The organism is Pseudoalteromonas sp. EB27, from assembly GCF_001974875.1.
Lineage (GTDB): Bacteria > Pseudomonadota > Gammaproteobacteria > Enterobacterales > Alteromonadaceae > Pseudoalteromonas.
Genome location: NZ_MTQD01000008.1, coordinates 201,699 through 216,976, shown reverse-complemented (window position 1 = coordinate 216,976; position 15,278 = coordinate 201,699). Strand labels below are relative to the sequence as shown.

Below are 15,278 nucleotides of genomic sequence, written 5' to 3'. Positions count from 1 at the left end.
GAACATCATCACATTGAGATAATGCTTTTTCAACAGCTTGAACTTTAAATTCTTGTGTAAATCGACGTCTCATTTTATCTGCCTCTATTAAAAGTTAGAGGCGACAACTATCCTGACACAGGGGGCTTTGCTCTGCGAATAAAGTAATACGGTCAGCTTCTTGATTAGCATCCAACCTAATTTTTTCAGCTTTCTCCTTCGCTTCTCGAAGTCTTAGACTCCCCTCTATTCTTTGTTCCTTTAATGACTCACTTACAGTAATAGATTCATTTTTAACTTCATTAGCTAAATTTTCAGCAGTTTGCTTTATAGCATTTGCTTTTAGTTTCGCTTCATCTAATAAAGCTTGAGAGTAAGATTCAGCTTGAATGATTGGGCTATATTTCTCAGTTAGCTCTTTATTTTTCAATGATTGCTTTTTAGCTTCTTCTCGCGCTAAAGCTAAAGAATCATTTAATGCCTTAATATTTTTTTTAAACTGTATTTTTAAATTTTTTGTATGGTTGTACCAACCAAGACAAATCAATATGGTAATTATTAGGAGGAGAATTGATGCAGAGAGTTCCATTTTAAATTCCTTTTATCATTATTAAATCCACTATTTGAAAGTAGCATATATTTTAGAGTCGATGAAACTGAAATTAATATACAGAATTTTACGCGCCGAAACTCAAATACGGTGCATCGTCTGATGGCGCTTCGCTTATCCGATCTACGTTTTCAAATATATAATGCGGGGTTATTGGGCCGTGGGTATGGAGGTTCGTTGGGTTTCGCTGCGCTCTGCCCAACCTTTTATCTCTTCTTGATGAGTGTTTAACTTATATTTTTACGCAGACGAAAATGGCGTTGCCTGAGCGCTCTGCCCATGGGGTTATTTTGTCGTAGTCATGTTCAAATATGTGGAATTCGAAGTACGGCTTTAAGGCTTCTTTAAGCTCGGTATAACTAAAAGCAACCATTGGGTGCTCGTCGTGCCATACGAGTGTGTTGTCTGCGGTGGTTTTTTCTATGCTGAGTTTTAATAGCTGTTTATTGCCGCTGCCACTGTAATGCCAGCCAGATCGAAATGTGAAGAAGCTATTTTCGCTTGTTGCGGTGTGCTCTACAAATGAATCGCTGTCGATTTTGTTTTTATCAACCGTGTTAAAGCAAAATATTCCACCTACGTTTAATGCATTGTGCACGCTAGCAAGGCACTCTTTTAACTTATCAATTCCGTCGCAGTAATGCAGTGAATACAAAAAGCAGGTAATTAAATCCAAGTGCTCAGTGACCTTAAATTCACTCATGTTTTGCAACGAAAATTGCGCTTCTGGGCAGCGAACTTTTGCTTTATCGAGCATTGGCTGGTTTAAATCAAGCCCACTACTTTTATAGCCGTAATCAATAAAGTGGCGTACATGCGGGCCGGTGCCACACGCTAAATCGAGATGGGTATTTCCACCATTACCAAAAATTTGGTGCAGCCTGTGAATAGAATTGCTTTGGGCTTGATAATCTATATCTGCGCACATTAAGTCGTAGTAATCAGAAAGGTCGGTGTAAAGCGCATTTACGGACATATAAGCCTAGTGGTAAGTAGTGGAATATTTTTAAGTCGCGCATAGTAAACTAATTAGCACAATTAACGAAGAAGATATGAGCTTTAAGGTAGATGTAATTCTAGGATATAAATTTTAGGCTATAAAGTACAGGGTTGTCGGATGGCGCTTCGCTTATCCGGCCTACGTATTTAAATATTATAAAACGTTATTAGAAAATGGTGCGGAAGTAGAGGTTTGTTGGGTTTCGCTACGCTCTACCCAACATACGTAATATAACTTTAAGCTGGCTTTAACTAATTCCTAAATACTTATGTACTTGTATTGATAGGCGCCAGTTTTTGGCAATGCAGGTGTCGATTGCTAATTTAGTTGCTGATACTTTTTGGCTAATTGGCTGCAAATAAACAAGCTTAGGGTTAACGCCTGTTTTAGCAAATAACTCTTCTAGCTCTTCTACATGCTTTTGCATGGCAACGGGGTGTTTTATCTCGTTTGCGCGCTTCATGGTGCTGGTAAGTACTTCATAACCGCCGCGCATATTAATTTTTGGCGATACTGTTACCCATGTTTGCTCTGGGGCGAGTATTTCAAACGTGCCGCTGGTTTCTATTTGTGTGCTAAAGCCGTGTTCGTGTAATAAGTTACATACTGGATTTAAGTCAAACATACATGGCTCACCGCCAGTAATTACTACATGCTTTGCGGTATACCCACGCGATTGAAACAACGCTAAAATTTGCTCTGCACTGGCGTTAGCCCAATGATCTGAGTCGGCTTTTTTTTCTACGGTTTCGTCCAGCGATACTTTATATACGTTATCAACATCCCACGTTTGCTTGGTGTCGCACCAAGAACAGCCTACTGGGCAGCCTTGCAGGCGCAAAAATATTGAAGGTGTGCCAGTAAAACTTGCTTCACCTTGGATGGTTTCAAACACTTCATTAATTTTGTACAAAAGAGATCTCACTTACTACCTAGCAGCCAAATTGCTACTATTAAAAAACCAAAAAGCGCTGTGCAAAAATTGTTATTTAAGCTGCGGCCGTGTAGTATATCGCGCCCTGATATAAACCTCTATTAAAACTAAGAGCAAAACAGATATGACGCAAAAAGTAGTTGTTATTTATTCCGGCGGTATGGACTCATTTACCGTATTAAATAAAGCCCTGCAACAAGGCCATGATGTATATGCCCTATCATTTGACTATGGTCAGCGTCATGTAAAAGAGCTTAAAGTAGCAGCAAGTGTGTGTGAAAAATTAAACGTTCCGCACAAAATTGTTGATATTTCGGCGATTAACCAACTTATTGGTGGCTCATCTCTTACTGATGATATTGACGTGCCAGAAGGCCATTACGAAGAAGAAAGCATGAAAAGTACGATTGTTCCTAATCGTAATATGATTTTGCTCTCGCTTGCTGTTGGTTACGCGGTATCACTTAAAGCTAGCCAAGTTTATTACGGTGCTCATTCTGGGGATCATGCTATTTACCCCGACTGCCGTCCTGAATTTGTGCAAAAAATGGATGATGTGTGCCGTATTGCTAATTACGACGCTGTAGAAATTTTTAGCCCATACTTAAACAATACTAAAATTGGTATTTTAACCGACGGTATTGAAATGGGTTTAGATTACAGCCAAACGTGGACTTGTTATAACGGCCGTGAAAAGGCCTGTGGTAAATGTGGCGCGTGCCAAGAACGCCTTGAAGCATTTGCACTAAATAACATTACAGACCCGTTAGAATACGAATAAGCAGCAATTAATTAGTAATACAGTTGCTACAAATAAAAAAGGCTATCATCGATAGCCTTTTTTGTTTGTTTAATTTTAACTTAGAGACTATAACCAGCGTTTTACGCGCGCTTTGTAAGCGGTAAACTCTTCGCCAAATAATTTAGTGAGCGCTCGTTCCTCGGGTATTATTTGAAAAAACGTTAAATACGCAATAAACCCGATAATACATAAAAGTGCCCACAAGGAACTTAACCAAATACCCCACCCTGCTAAAATAAATGCAAAACCCACATACATTGGGTTACGCGAAATTTTATAAATGCCGCTCGTAATAAGTTTTGACGCTTGCTCAGGTTTACTAGGGTTTACTGTGGTGTTTGCTATTTTAAAACTCACCACCCCTGCAATACAAAAAATACACCCTATAATAACCAAACTTGCTGCTAAATAGGTAATAAAGGCGGTGAAATCAATAACACTGTAATGCGCAATAAGCGCCATTATGCCTGCAAAAAACAGCACAACAATAACGGGAGGTATTTTATTATTTAACATGGCAACTCTCTGTATTGGCTAAAGTATGTTTATTATATGGAGGCACTATCGCCATTAAACAATATAAAAAATGTATGAATTATGAACACGCCAAGTAAACTATACAAATTAAGTTACAATTGTCAGCTTTATCATAAGCGCTTAAAGGTTATACTTTAACCATAAACGAATAATAAAATGATAAGGAATGAGGTTATGTCTGGAACTACGATGATTGTACTTATTGTGCTAATTTCGGTTGGCTCAGGAGTGGTTTACGATATGTATAAAAAGCATCTTGAGTTTAAGCATAAAATGCAAAACAACAACAGCGATGCCCATAAACAATTAGCTGAAACAAACGCACAAGTGCTTGCATTAAAAGAGCGTGTACAAACACTTGAGGCTATTGTTACTGATTCTAGCTTTAACGTTAAAGATGAAATTAATAAACTTTAGTTGTTATAAGTAATTTGGATATAAATGTGCATTTTCTGGCTGCTCAATGCCATGAGCAGCTAAAAACCCACCAATAGCTTGCCCGCAGCCCTGTGGAGCTCGGCCACTGTCTATCTCAAAGTTTAACTTATTTGCATGTTGCTTACCCATAGAGCAAAGCCCTACGGTACTTGGCGAGCGCATAGCGATACTTAAGTTACCTATTTGCTCAACCACAACGTGCTTACTAAAACGGGCAAAACCTTTGTACTTAAATTGCTCGTTTACGTAATCATTGCTTGTGGCTACCAATACTGTAATTAAGGCGTGCAAAAAGCTATTAGCTGATGAATCTGCTGTTAAAAACAAAATAGTTTTGTTATTAAACTCGCTAAGTTGGCAATTCTCACACAACAGCTCAACAGTATATAAATGTTGCTCGGCTATTTGCTGCTGACTTTTAAGCTCAATACTTTTTCCTGCAAATACAATACGTTTAAGTACTTCATCTACATAGCTTTCAGCACTTACACTTTTAACAAGCTCGGGGTTTTGCGCCATTACAGGTAAGTCGTGGTGGTTATTAAATGGCGTGCTTGTTGCGCCGCTTTGCATTAACTGAAAAAGCTCTCTTACTTCATGTTCACGCGCTACTTTTAACGCTAAAAATGCTGTTTGAATAAGCTCTGAAGTAGGCAAATTTTCCTCTACTATCCAGCGTCTGCCAAATAATAGCTTTTTGGCTTTGCCTTCATTTGTAGATGCACTTTTTTGGTAGTTATCTGGGCTGAGCACTGCTACTTGCAAGTAAATTTCTTCACCTTTTTGTGCAGCAAGCACTCTAAAGTGAGCCGAAAATTCAATACTCTCAAGCACTTCGTTTACGCTTTCAAGCGTGTGCTTGTAACGTAAAAAATGCTGTGGCACCACCCAGCTACTATTAGCCAATTGCACAAGGGGTGCATAAGAAATAGGTTGCTCGTAACTGTGTTGCCATTTTTGCTCATTGCTAAGCAAATGATTAATGTGACTCTTGTTATCTGACATAAATAAACCAAATAAACTCGCGGTGTGCGATATAAACTATGAACACATTACGTCATCAATGTCGTAATTAGATCACATGTACGCCCTACTTTCGGGCTTTTTTAACTATCAGTGAGTTCTTGATAGTCTGTTATAACTTTTTGATAGTATGGCTTATCTTTATTGAGCATTTTATTATAATGATTTATAAGTTGGCCTTGGTACATAACGTGTTCTGTATTGGTAAAGTCCCACATTTTGTGGCCGGTGTGACTAATCTCATTATTGGTATTAAAGCTCACTTCTATTACTTCATAAAAACGTTTGTTGTCGTAAACTATTTGCTCACTTATAAGCCCTAAGCCTAGTTGCTTTAAACCGACTCGCAACTTATAAGTGTGATGCACTGGACATAAAATAAACCGAACATTATTTAAATGCTCCACTGTATTATTAGCCGTAATTTGTTGTATTAAACTTAACAACAGCTCACCGCCAACACCTGCTATTACAACTACTTGGCTTTTACTTTGAGCAATTTCAATTTTGCCTACATCCTGACATAAGACCTGCCACTGTGGATTTTTATTACAGGCTTTTTGTAATTTATTGATAGATGATAATTGCGCTTCTAGGTCGTTCATTAAAGTGGCGACTATATCAACAAAAATAACCTGCTCTGCAGCTACGCGTTTTAATAGCGCCATGCCTAAATAACCATGGTCGCAGCAGCAATCCCAAATAATATCGTGATGCTGCGAAATTAATGTATTAATGGCAGTTAGGCGTTTGCTGAGTTTCATTTAATCAGTAGATTGTGACGTTTTGTAGATAAGTGCTTTTAAGCTTCTGTCGCTGTCTACTTCAGTAAAACGCTCGGTAGGGGCTAGGCGCTCAACAAATTCAATTGCGCCTTGGGTGTGCTCGTTTATTAACGCTTTAAACGCCTCTTCGCTAAGCTCTGGGCTATTAGCACACAATAACAATTGTGTTGTATCGCAAAGTAGCTCTGGCAATCTGCGCAGTACTTTTTGGTAGTCTTTAGTTAAAATAAAGCTGCCTTTTTGAAAGCTTGGCGGATCAACTATTATTAAGTCAAACGGGGCTGCTTTTTTTAGTTTACCAAACGACTTTAAAATATCATGAGGTAAAAAGCTTACGCCGCGCTCAAAACCGTTTAGTTGATGGTTTTGCTTGCCTACTTTAAGTACGCCTTTGCTCATATCCATGTTCATTACATGATCTGCCCCGCCTTGCATTGCTGCAAGCGAAAATCCACACGTATACGAAAACAAATTAAGCACTTTGCCATGCTTACTATTAGCCATTACAAACTCACGACCGCTGCGCATGTCGGGAAATATTCCGGTATTTTGACGGCTCTGTAAATCAACCAAAAAACGAATGCCGTTTTCGGTTACAACATGCGGGTTAGGTAATTGCCCATAAACCACGGTGTTTTGGCTTTGTACACCAGCGCGTTGCTGATACACAAGTGACGTAATAAGCTCAGGCTGATTTGCTTGCGCCCACTGCCACACTACATCGGTAAGCTCGCTTAGTGTTTGCTCGTCAATTTCGTCGTACGAAACTAAAAATAAACTTGGCGGATAAAAGTCTAAATTTATATGGCTTAACGCCTCAATACTGTGGCCTCGACCATGAAAAACACGGCACAGTTCATTTTTTAAAATTGGCGCATCTTCAAGCGCGGTAATAAGAGGAGTAAAGTTTGCTGTCATTTTTAATTAATCAACTGTTGTTGTAGTTCATGTATTTCATCGCGAACAGAGCCCGCTTTTTCAAATTCTAGGTCGCTTGCGTATGCATGCATTTTGGTTTCAAGCTGCTTAATTTGCACTGTAATTTCTTTCGCGCTAAGTACCTTTTTAGAATCTTTACGAATAAGCCTTAAATTGTCTTTAGGGCCGGCCTCTTCGCCTACATCCATCGCATCAAGAATCTTTTTGGCTAGTGAATGCGGTTCAATACCGTGTTCAACATTATAAGCATGCTGAATTTCGCGTCTGCGCGCTGTTTCGTCCATGGCCTTGGCCATCGACTTTGTAATTTTATCACCGTATAAAATTGCGCGACCATCTAAGTGACGTGCAGCACGACCAATGGTTTGAATAATTGAACGCGCTGAGCGTAAAAAGCCTTCTTTGTCAGCATCTAATATTGCTACTAGCGCTACTTCTGGCATATCCAAACCCTCTCGAAGTAAGTTAATGCCCACTAACACATCAAACACGCCTGCACGTAAATCACGAATAATTTCAACCCGTTCAACCGTGTCTATGTCTGAATGTAAGTAACGCACTTTTACGCCATGCTCACTTAAGTAATCGGTTAAATCCTCAGACATACGTTTGGTCAATGTGGTTACCAGTACGCGTTCGCCCTTCTCTACACTTTTATAAATTTCTGATAGGAGGTCGTCAACCTGATCGCCCACTGGGCGCACTTCAATAAGTGGGTCGAGCAAGCCTGTTGGGCGAATTACTTGCTCTGCAATTGCGCCCACACAACGTTCTAATTCAAAGTCGCCTGGCGTTGCCGATACATAAATAGTTTGAGGTGAAATAGCTTCAAACTCTTCAAAGCGCAGCGGTCTGTTGTCCATTGCTGAGGGCATTCTGAAGCCATATTCAACTAGGTTTTCTTTACGGCTTCTGTCGCCTTTATACATTGCGCCAATTTGCGATACGGTTACGTGCGATTCATCAATAATCATCAATGCATCGTCTGGGAGATAATCAAGTAACGTAGGCGGCGGATCGCCTGGCGTGCGGCCAGATAGATAGCGGCTATAGTTTTCTATACCTGAGCAATAACCTAGCTCTCGCATCATTTCCATATCGTATTGCGTACGCTGCGTTACGCGTTGCTCTTCTACTAATTTATTAGCACTTAGTAACTGGGCTCTTCGATCTTTTAGTTCTTCTTGTATTTTATCGATAGCACCGAGTATTTTTTCACGCGGGGTAACGTAGTGTGTTTTTGGGTAGATAGTGGTACGGACTATGTGCTTTTCAACAGCGCCAGTGAGCGGATCAAAAATACTTAAGCGCTCTATTTCGTCATCAAACATTTCTACTCGAACAGCAAATGTGTCTGATTCTGCAGGGAATATGTCGACCACTTCGCCACGTACACGGTATGTACCTCGGCTAAAATCTATGTCGTTGCGGGTATATTGTATTTCAGCTAGGCGACGTAGCATGTCGCGTTGATCTACTTTTTCGCCCACTTTTAAAAGTAGCATCATTTTCATGTACGATTTAGGGTCGCCCAAACCATAAATAGCCGATACCGACGCCACAATAATAGTATCGCGACGCTCAAGCAGTGCTTTGGTCGCGCTTAAACGCATTTGCTCTATGTGCTCGTTTATAGAGGCATCTTTTTCAATAAAAGTATCGCTTGATACAACATAGGCTTCTGGTTGGTAGTAATCGTAATACGATACAAAATATTCAACCGCATTTTTAGGGAAAAACTCTTTCATCTCCCCGTATAGCTGCGCGGCAAGCGTTTTATTGTGCGCCATTATTATTGTTGGACGGTTTAAATCGTTAATAATATTAGCCATGGTAAAGGTTTTACCTGTACCAGTAGCACCTAATAACGTTTGGTGTGCAAGGCCAGCTTCTAGCCCTTCGCAAAGCTGTTTAATTGCTGTGGGCTGATCGCCTGCTGGTTTAAAATGTGATCTTAACTGAAAATGGTCGCTCAATTATTGCACTCCTGTAACGATTCGCCGCTCAGCGCCTCTAGTTTTTTCATAAACCATTTATACGCCACTATTGCTGTAAATAAGTTACCTAACGCAGCGCCAATAAATAGCCCTAATAATCCGGCTATTTCGTTGCCTATATAAGCAAATGGTACATAAAATATGAATAACCGAATGACACTTAAAACCAATGCATACATTGGTTTGTGTAAAGCATTAAACGATGAGTTTGATAATATGATCACCCCTTGTAAGCCGTAGCTTAGCGGGATGGTATAAATAAAGAGCTTAATTACATCGATTACGGCTTGTTCTTTACCAAACAATTGGCTTATAACGCCTGAGAATGCAATTAGTAATACGTAGATGGCAAATTGCCACACCATCACAAATTTTAGTGTGCCGGTGTACGCTTCTTTAACGCGGCATAATTTGCCAGCACCAAAGTTTTGGCTAACAAATGGCGGTAATGTCATAGATAGCGCAAGCACTAATATACTTGCAATCGATTCTATTCGACTTCCTACTCCAAATGCAGCTACGGCTTCTGGGCCATGGTGTGCCACCAAAGCGGTCATTACAGCCATTGCAACCGGTGTAAGCATGTTCGCGCCGGCAGCAGGCAGACCAATTTTTAATATCTTACGGATAGCGCCAGCCACTGTTTGCTTGCCTGCTTTTAGGCTCAACAAACGCTTTTTAAACGCTAATATATATAAAATAATAACGACAGCGACCGACCACGCAATAACACTTGCTATGGCGGCGCCTTGAATTCCTAACGCTGGTACAGGCCCAAAGCCAAATATTAGTACTGGATCGAGTATGGCGTTTATCAACCCTGCTCCGCCCATAACTATACTTGGCGTTTTTGTATCGCCACTGGCGCGCAGTACTGAGTTACCAATCATTGGGGTTATTAAAAATACACTACCGATAAACCATATATTCATGTATTCGTGTATTAACGGTAATACTTGTGCGCCCGCTCCTAGCAGAGTAAATATGGGGTCAATCAGTAAATAACCAATAGATGACAACACAATAACCAAAACCACACCAACCATTAAAGAAATACTGGCATCAAAACGCGCTTCATCTATTTTATTACTACCGAGTGCTTTTGCTATTACCGCCGATGTACCAATCCCCAGCCCTATTGCTAAGCTTATAACGGTAAAGGTAACCGGAAATGTAAAGCTCACCGCTGCAAGCGGTTCGGTGCCAAGTAAGCTTATAAAAAATGTATCGACAATATTGAACATCATTAACGTGATCATGCCGAATATCATCGGAATGGTCATCGTCTTTAATGTTGGCAAGATGGGATCGTTTAGTAAATCTGGGCGATTCTGGGATTTTGAAATTGCGCGCATGAAATAAATAGGCCTCTTTTACTGAACGAATCATTTTAAAGCATCAAGGCAGTTCAAGCCACGGATTTATCACTACAATTGAAGTAATTAAAGAAGTAAAGATTCGAAAAAATAGTAAAACTTAGTTTTTACATCTTTTTGTTAAAATAGAGCCTAAACACCGCAAAAAACAATTAAAACACATTTTTATAACTTTTATTACAAACAGCCAGTGATATCTGATGCTTTTTTACACAAAGGTGATGCTTGGTTTATCGTTACGAAAAAATTCCCTCATAGAGTTGCATCTATTCTGCATCAAATCATAACTCATTGTTTTATATTAAATTAAAAATAATGATTTAAAAGCTTGAAATCGTTGTAGCGCCCTAAACCATTGGTGCCGATGATGTTCTTAAAGTTTCATAAACAGAGTTATCCACAGAAACCGTGGATAACTCATTCAAACCCGCATTTATAAAGGCTTTGAGAGAGCCGCCATTTTCGGTGATATCTAGCCAATTGATCATTTGCTATTTGTAGCATTTTTATAAACTCACGCTAAAAACTGAAGCTCTGCAATTTTTCTTCTTAACATAGTTGTACGGTTGGTATAAAAATACGTTTACCATAAAGTTAAGTTATTGATTGTTCTATTTTTGAACGGATAAAGTAAGTACCCATTTTATTCATAGTAATTAGATCACAATTTAGATCACAAAATATTTCTGTGCATATACGCGTAGGTATATTTTTAAAAATTTAAAATAAAAACAAATTTAATATTGAAAATACCGCCAAGTAAAAAATGAGTTTTTATGTTTTTGAGTTGTTTTTTAATAACAAGCCACTTTAATAACGTGTTTAATTTAACCAATTTAAAGACTCTGCAATAATAAAAGTCACACTGTTATTCTTAAATTTCAAAAAAAATAACTTTAATAGAGCTATAAAACACGCAGATCGAACACAAAAACAACGAATAAACCTCTTTTTTCAATTTATGACTTTTATATGTTGACACTTTGCGGCTCGGTCATTAATATTTCGCCCCGTTGAAAGGCAAGACGCTTCCCCCTTAGCTCAGTTGGTTAGAGCGACGGACTGTTAATCCGCAGGTCCCCCGTTCGAGTCGGGGAGGGGGAGCCAAGTTTTTCAACCATAAACGATTCCCCCTTAGCTCAGTTGGTTAGAGCGACGGACTGTTAATCCGCAGGTCCCCCGTTCGAGTCGGGGAGGGGGAGCCAAGTTTATGTTTATGATGTAGTTCCCCCTTAGCTCAGTTGGTTAGAGCGACGGACTGTTAATCCGCAGGTCCCCCGTTCGAGTCGGGGAGGGGGAGCCAAATCATCATAATAATATCACTACTTTAGTTCCCCCTTAGCTCAGTTGGTTAGAGCGACGGACTGTTAATCCGCAGGTCCCCCGTTCGAGTCGGGGAGGGGGAGCCAATTCTAAGAATTTCATAGACATCTAAAGCTAATTCCACTACTCTTCCTTATATAACTAAAGCATTAGTTTACTCTTTGATGCGCTGTACTTAGTTTATTAATCAAGGACTTGATTCCTTCCCTTTTGAACTATTAAAAGACTGAAAACATGGCTGGATTTAAAAAACTTATTTTTATACAAATTATCGCTTGGTTATTGTGTGTTGCAGCAGGAAGCTACTTCATATCTATAAGCTTTGATACTGCAGTAAGTGATGCACAAAAAAATGCGCAAACAACTGTTACTAAGTATATTAATGACCTTTCTTTAGACAATATTTCTGCTCAAAATTTAAAACAATCAATTGCAGATGGTAAAACGTTTTCAAGCTTTACGCTAAGAGATTACCAAGGGGCTGAAATATTTAGCATTAACCCCCCTACTCAATTACCAATGTTTGCTGAATTTGCACTCTCTAACTTTAATTCTGTACGCCCTCAATTTGCTGTAAATGATGCCTCAGATATAAAAGTTGAGTTTGTACTTAACATTGAACATTTAGCGTCGCAACTTCAAACGTCCCTCTTTATCGTTATTTTGATTTCTGCGATTTTAGTTATTATTCCAATAATTTTAATGCAATCAATTTTCTATCAGCTAAATAAAAACATAAGTACAACAGTTGCTGACATTATCGATATTTATATCAATCAAAACCAAGTTGATAATGATTTAGAAACAGCGTTAGATGGCACTCGATTGAAAAAAATGGGGAAAGACTTAGTACCTAGTTTTAATCGATTATCTCATTTTTTAAAAAACAAAAACGAAGACATACAAAGCGCTGCTATGACTATTAAGCATGAAGCGTACAAAGATGTAATTACCTCGCTTGGTAATCGTAATATGTTTGTTGAGTACTACGAAAAAAATATTGAAAACACTGAGCAAAGTACATTTGGCTCTTTAGCTATGGTACGTTGTAGCGAACTACAAGCTATAAATCAAACCCGTGGTTATCAAAAAGGTGATGAGTACGTTAAAGGCGTTGCCGATATTATTAAGCACATAAGCGGCACTTACACTGGTAGCCAAGTATTTAGATTAAACAGCTCTGACTTTGCTGTAGTACTGCCTCACATTCCATTAAAAGAAGCAGAACGTTTTGGTGAAAATCTACAATCGCGTTTTACTCAGTATCAACAAAACCAAGAGCTAAGCTCAGTAGCTAATACAGGTATTGTAGGTTACGAAAAAGGTAAGCCGTTAGGTGAATTGCTTTCTGTTGTTGATAACGCGATGAGTATGGCGCAATCAAAACAAGTAAATGCATGGCACGTGCAACGCGAGACCGATTTAGTTAATAACGTAAGTGCAGGTTTTGGTAATCAAAACTGGCGTAAGGTTATTAACGAGGTTATTGAATCTAAGCGTGTACATTTAGTTATGCAGAATATTATGCCGCTTGGTAAAAGTATTAAAGCCTACGCTGAAGTACAAGTGCGATTTAAAACAGAAGACAATCAAGTACTCCCTACGGCCTCTTTTTTAGCTATGGCCGAAAAGCTTGATATGGCAATAGAAATTGACCGCCTGATAATCGACTCTTCACTTGAAAAAGTGAAAAGCCGTAACTTATCCGAAAAGTTTTTTGGTTTAAATGTAACAGCCTCTAGTGCACACAACGATCAGTTTGTAATTTGGCTAGAACGCCGATTATTAAAAGATACGCATATTGCATCTAAACTAGTATTTGAAGTAAGCGAGTTTGGTTTACAGCAAAACATAAAGGCTAGTAAGCGCTTTATCGACATGGTGCACAGAGTTGGCGCACGCGTTACTGTTGAACGTTTTGGTGTTGGCTTAACATCGTTTAAATTTTTCCGTGATTTAAAACCTGACTTTATTAAAATGGACGCAAGTTATACTCGCGGCCTTGAAGACGATAAAAACAATCAGTACTTTATGCGCTTAATGGTCGATTTAGCCCACCGTATTGGTGTTAGCGTATTTGCTGAGGGCGTTGAGAGCCAAGAAGAGAAACACATAATAGAAACTTTGTGTTTAGATGGCGTTCAAGGTTATTACATAGAAAAACCTAAAGATATTTAATTAGTTTTTAATTAATAAAAAAAAGAGCATTCGTTGCTCTTTTTTTGTTTCTGCTATTTGAGTAATTCCTTACATCAAAATCACATTAATTTTACAGCCTTGTGATCAATATGTTTGTCCTTGCGTTTATTTAACTGATAACGACTCGCAAATGTTGTTTATCGGGGCAGAAAAAAGGATAATACGCAGGACTTTAATAGCGTGAGGCACACATGACAGAATATGTCTTGTTATTGATTGGAACCGTTCTGGTTAATAACTTTGTATTAGTACAATTTTTAGGCTTATGTCCGTTTATGGGCGTATCAGGTAAGCTTGATACAGCGATTGGTATGTCTTTGGCAACCACGTTTGTGCTTACCCTTGCCTCTGTAACTAGCTATTTAGTTAACCAATATATTTTAATCCCTCTGGATATCGAATTTTTACGTACCATGAGCTTTATTTTGGTAATTGCCGTTGTAGTGCAATTTACCGAAATGGTTGTACGTAAAACAAGCCCTACTCTATATCGTTTACTAGGCATATTTTTACCGCTGATCACCACTAACTGTGCGGTATTAGGTGTAGCTCTATTAAATATCAAAGAAGATCATTCATTTTTACAATCTGCAGTGTATGGTTTTGGTGCTGCGGTTGGTTTTTCTTTAGTGCTTGTATTGTTTGCAGCACTACGAGAACGCTTAGCAGCAGCTGACGTTCCTACGCCTTTTAAAGGCGCCTCCATTGCAATGATCACCGCAGGCTTAATGTCGATGGCGTTTATGGGTTTTACTGGATTAGTGAAGTTTTAATATGACCTTGTTTTATGCCTTGATAGCGATTGGCTCGCTAGCACTCGTTTTTGGACTTATTTTAGGATTTGCAGCAATTCGCTTTCGTGTTGAAGGCAACCCTATTGTTGAGCAAATTGATACCATTTTGCCGCAAACTCAATGTGGACAATGTGGCTACCCGGGCTGTCGCCCTTACGCCGAAGCTATAGCCAATGGCGATGAAATAAATAAATGCCCTCCGGGCGGCGAATCAACTATGAAAAAGCTTGCCGGCTTAATGGGGGTTGATGAAAAACCACTTGCAGGCGGCGAGCAAGCAGAACCTATAAAAACAGTGGCTTATATTCGCGAAGATGAATGTATTGGCTGTACCAAATGTATTCAGGCCTGCCCTGTTGACGCTATTTTAGGCGCGACTCGTCAAATGCACACCGTGTTAATTGATGAATGTACTGGCTGTGATTTATGTGTTGAGCCTTGCCCTGTAGATTGCATTGATATGCTACCTGTAGCCGAAACTAAACAAAACTGGAAATGGCAACTAGATGCTATTCCTGTTACACAAATAGATTAGAGGTTTG

Annotated in this window: 14 protein-coding genes and 4 tRNA genes; 9 read left to right on the top strand and 9 right to left on the bottom strand. The window is 39.1% G+C overall.

Annotated elements, in window-relative coordinates; translation table 11 throughout:
• Positions 1–94 precede the first annotated feature (94 nt).
• The 3 genes from BW142_RS11140 to queE form a co-directional block, all read right to left on the bottom strand.
• Entirely contained in the window at positions 95–568 is a 474-nt protein-coding gene (locus BW142_RS11140) for a hypothetical protein (RefSeq protein WP_076924868.1), read from the bottom strand.
• A 253-nt stretch (positions 569–821) separates the two neighbouring features.
• Complete coding sequence (locus BW142_RS11135; RefSeq protein ID WP_076924867.1) at positions 822–1,565, bottom strand: class I SAM-dependent methyltransferase; 744 nt, start codon at positions 1,563–1,565, stop codon at positions 822–824.
• Between the two features lie 271 nt (positions 1,566–1,836).
• Entirely contained in the window at positions 1,837–2,502 is a 666-nt protein-coding gene (gene queE, locus BW142_RS11130) for a 7-carboxy-7-deazaguanine synthase QueE (protein WP_002960417.1), read from the bottom strand.
• Positions 2,503–2,647: 145 nt separating this feature from the next.
• Between queE and queC the strand changes: the two genes are divergently transcribed.
• Positions 2,648–3,304, top strand: a complete 657-nt coding sequence (gene queC, locus BW142_RS11125) for a 7-cyano-7-deazaguanine synthase QueC (RefSeq protein ID WP_002960416.1) — start codon at positions 2,648–2,650, stop codon at positions 3,302–3,304.
• Between the two features lie 87 nt (positions 3,305–3,391).
• Here the strand turns inward: queC and BW142_RS11120 are convergent, their stop codons facing one another.
• On the bottom strand, positions 3,392–3,841 hold the full coding sequence (locus BW142_RS11120) for an isoprenylcysteine carboxylmethyltransferase family protein (RefSeq protein ID WP_076924866.1): 450 nt from the start codon (positions 3,839–3,841) through the stop codon (positions 3,392–3,394).
• A gap of 195 nt (positions 3,842–4,036) precedes the next feature.
• Here BW142_RS11120 and BW142_RS11115 point away from each other — a divergent pair, with 195 nt between their 5' ends.
• Positions 4,037–4,279, top strand: a complete 243-nt coding sequence (locus BW142_RS11115; protein ID WP_010553668.1) for a hypothetical protein — start codon at positions 4,037–4,039, stop codon at positions 4,277–4,279.
• Positions 4,280–4,282: 3 nt separating this feature from the next.
• On the opposite strand, the gene BW142_RS11110 is transcribed toward BW142_RS11115, so the two are convergent.
• From BW142_RS11110 to BW142_RS11090, 5 genes are all read right to left on the bottom strand, one after another.
• A complete protein-coding gene (locus BW142_RS11110) occupies positions 4,283–5,305 on the bottom strand; it encodes a hypothetical protein (RefSeq protein ID WP_076924865.1) in 1,023 nt (340 codons plus the stop codon).
• 101 nt (positions 5,306–5,406) lie between these two features.
• The gene (locus tag BW142_RS11105) at positions 5,407–6,087 is read right to left on the bottom strand and encodes a tRNA (adenine(22)-N(1))-methyltransferase TrmK (protein ID WP_076924864.1); all 681 of its coding nucleotides are present in this window, start codon (positions 6,085–6,087) and stop codon (positions 5,407–5,409) included.
• Positions 6,088–7,026, bottom strand: a complete 939-nt coding sequence (locus BW142_RS11100; protein ID WP_076924863.1) for a class I SAM-dependent methyltransferase — start codon at positions 7,024–7,026, stop codon at positions 6,088–6,090.
• A gap of 2 nt (positions 7,027–7,028) precedes the next feature.
• Positions 7,029–9,023 carry an excinuclease ABC subunit UvrB gene (gene uvrB / locus BW142_RS11095; RefSeq protein WP_002960403.1) on the bottom strand — a complete coding sequence of 665 codons (1,995 nt, stop codon included), beginning with the start codon at positions 9,021–9,023 and terminating at the stop codon, positions 7,029–7,031.
• Entirely contained in the window at positions 9,020–10,399 is a 1,380-nt protein-coding gene (locus tag BW142_RS11090; RefSeq protein ID WP_076924862.1) for an MATE family efflux transporter, read from the bottom strand. The genes uvrB and BW142_RS11090 overlap by 4 nt, the downstream gene beginning before the upstream one ends.
• 1,051 nt (positions 10,400–11,450) lie before the next feature.
• On the opposite strand from BW142_RS11090, the gene BW142_RS11085 reads away from it, so the two are divergent.
• The 7 genes from BW142_RS11085 (at position 11,451) to rsxB (ending at position 15,271) form a co-directional block, all read left to right on the top strand.
• A tRNA-Asn gene (locus BW142_RS11085) sits at positions 11,451–11,527 on the top strand.
• A gap of 21 nt (positions 11,528–11,548) precedes the next feature.
• A tRNA-Asn gene (locus BW142_RS11080) sits at positions 11,549–11,625 on the top strand.
• Between the two features lie 21 nt (positions 11,626–11,646).
• A tRNA-Asn gene (locus tag BW142_RS11075) sits at positions 11,647–11,723 on the top strand.
• A 29-nt stretch (positions 11,724–11,752) separates the two neighbouring features.
• Positions 11,753–11,829: transfer RNA gene (locus BW142_RS11070), tRNA-Asn, on the top strand.
• A 148-nt stretch (positions 11,830–11,977) separates the two neighbouring features.
• A complete protein-coding gene (locus BW142_RS11065; RefSeq protein WP_076924861.1) occupies positions 11,978–13,921 on the top strand; it encodes a GGDEF domain-containing protein in 1,944 nt (647 codons plus the stop codon).
• Positions 13,922–14,133: 212 nt separating this feature from the next.
• Positions 14,134–14,715 (top strand): electron transport complex subunit RsxA, encoded by a 582-nt coding sequence (gene rsxA / locus BW142_RS11060; protein WP_008134172.1) that lies wholly within the window; start codon positions 14,134–14,136, stop codon positions 14,713–14,715.
• 1 nt (position 14,716) lies between these two features.
• Entirely contained in the window at positions 14,717–15,271 is a 555-nt protein-coding gene (gene rsxB / locus BW142_RS11055) for an electron transport complex subunit RsxB (protein WP_002960333.1), read from the top strand.
• Positions 15,272–15,278 lie beyond the last annotated feature (7 nt).

Coding starts and splice junctions, on each gene's coding strand:
- BW142_RS11140 (WP_076924868.1), bottom strand. CDS start 568: ATGGAACTCTCTGCATCAATTCTCCTCCTAATAATTACCATATTGATT.
- BW142_RS11135 (WP_076924867.1), bottom strand. CDS start 1,565: ATGTCCGTAAATGCGCTTTACACCGACCTTTCTGATTACTACGACTTA.
- queC (WP_002960416.1), top strand. CDS start 2,648: ATGACGCAAAAAGTAGTTGTTATTTATTCCGGCGGTATGGACTCATTT.
- BW142_RS11120 (WP_076924866.1), bottom strand. CDS start 3,841: ATGTTAAATAATAAAATACCTCCCGTTATTGTTGTGCTGTTTTTTGCA.
- BW142_RS11115 (WP_010553668.1), top strand. CDS start 4,037: ATGTCTGGAACTACGATGATTGTACTTATTGTGCTAATTTCGGTTGGC.
- BW142_RS11110 (WP_076924865.1), bottom strand. CDS start 5,305: ATGTCAGATAACAAGAGTCACATTAATCATTTGCTTAGCAATGAGCAA.
- BW142_RS11105 (WP_076924864.1), bottom strand. CDS start 6,087: ATGAAACTCAGCAAACGCCTAACTGCCATTAATACATTAATTTCGCAG.
- BW142_RS11100 (WP_076924863.1), bottom strand. CDS start 7,026: ATGACAGCAAACTTTACTCCTCTTATTACCGCGCTTGAAGATGCGCCA.
- BW142_RS11090 (WP_076924862.1), bottom strand. CDS start 10,399: ATGCGCGCAATTTCAAAATCCCAGAATCGCCCAGATTTACTAAACGAT.
- BW142_RS11065 (WP_076924861.1), top strand. CDS start 11,978: ATGGCTGGATTTAAAAAACTTATTTTTATACAAATTATCGCTTGGTTA.
- rsxA (WP_008134172.1), top strand. CDS start 14,134: ATGACAGAATATGTCTTGTTATTGATTGGAACCGTTCTGGTTAATAAC.
- rsxB (WP_002960333.1), top strand. CDS start 14,717: ATGACCTTGTTTTATGCCTTGATAGCGATTGGCTCGCTAGCACTCGTT.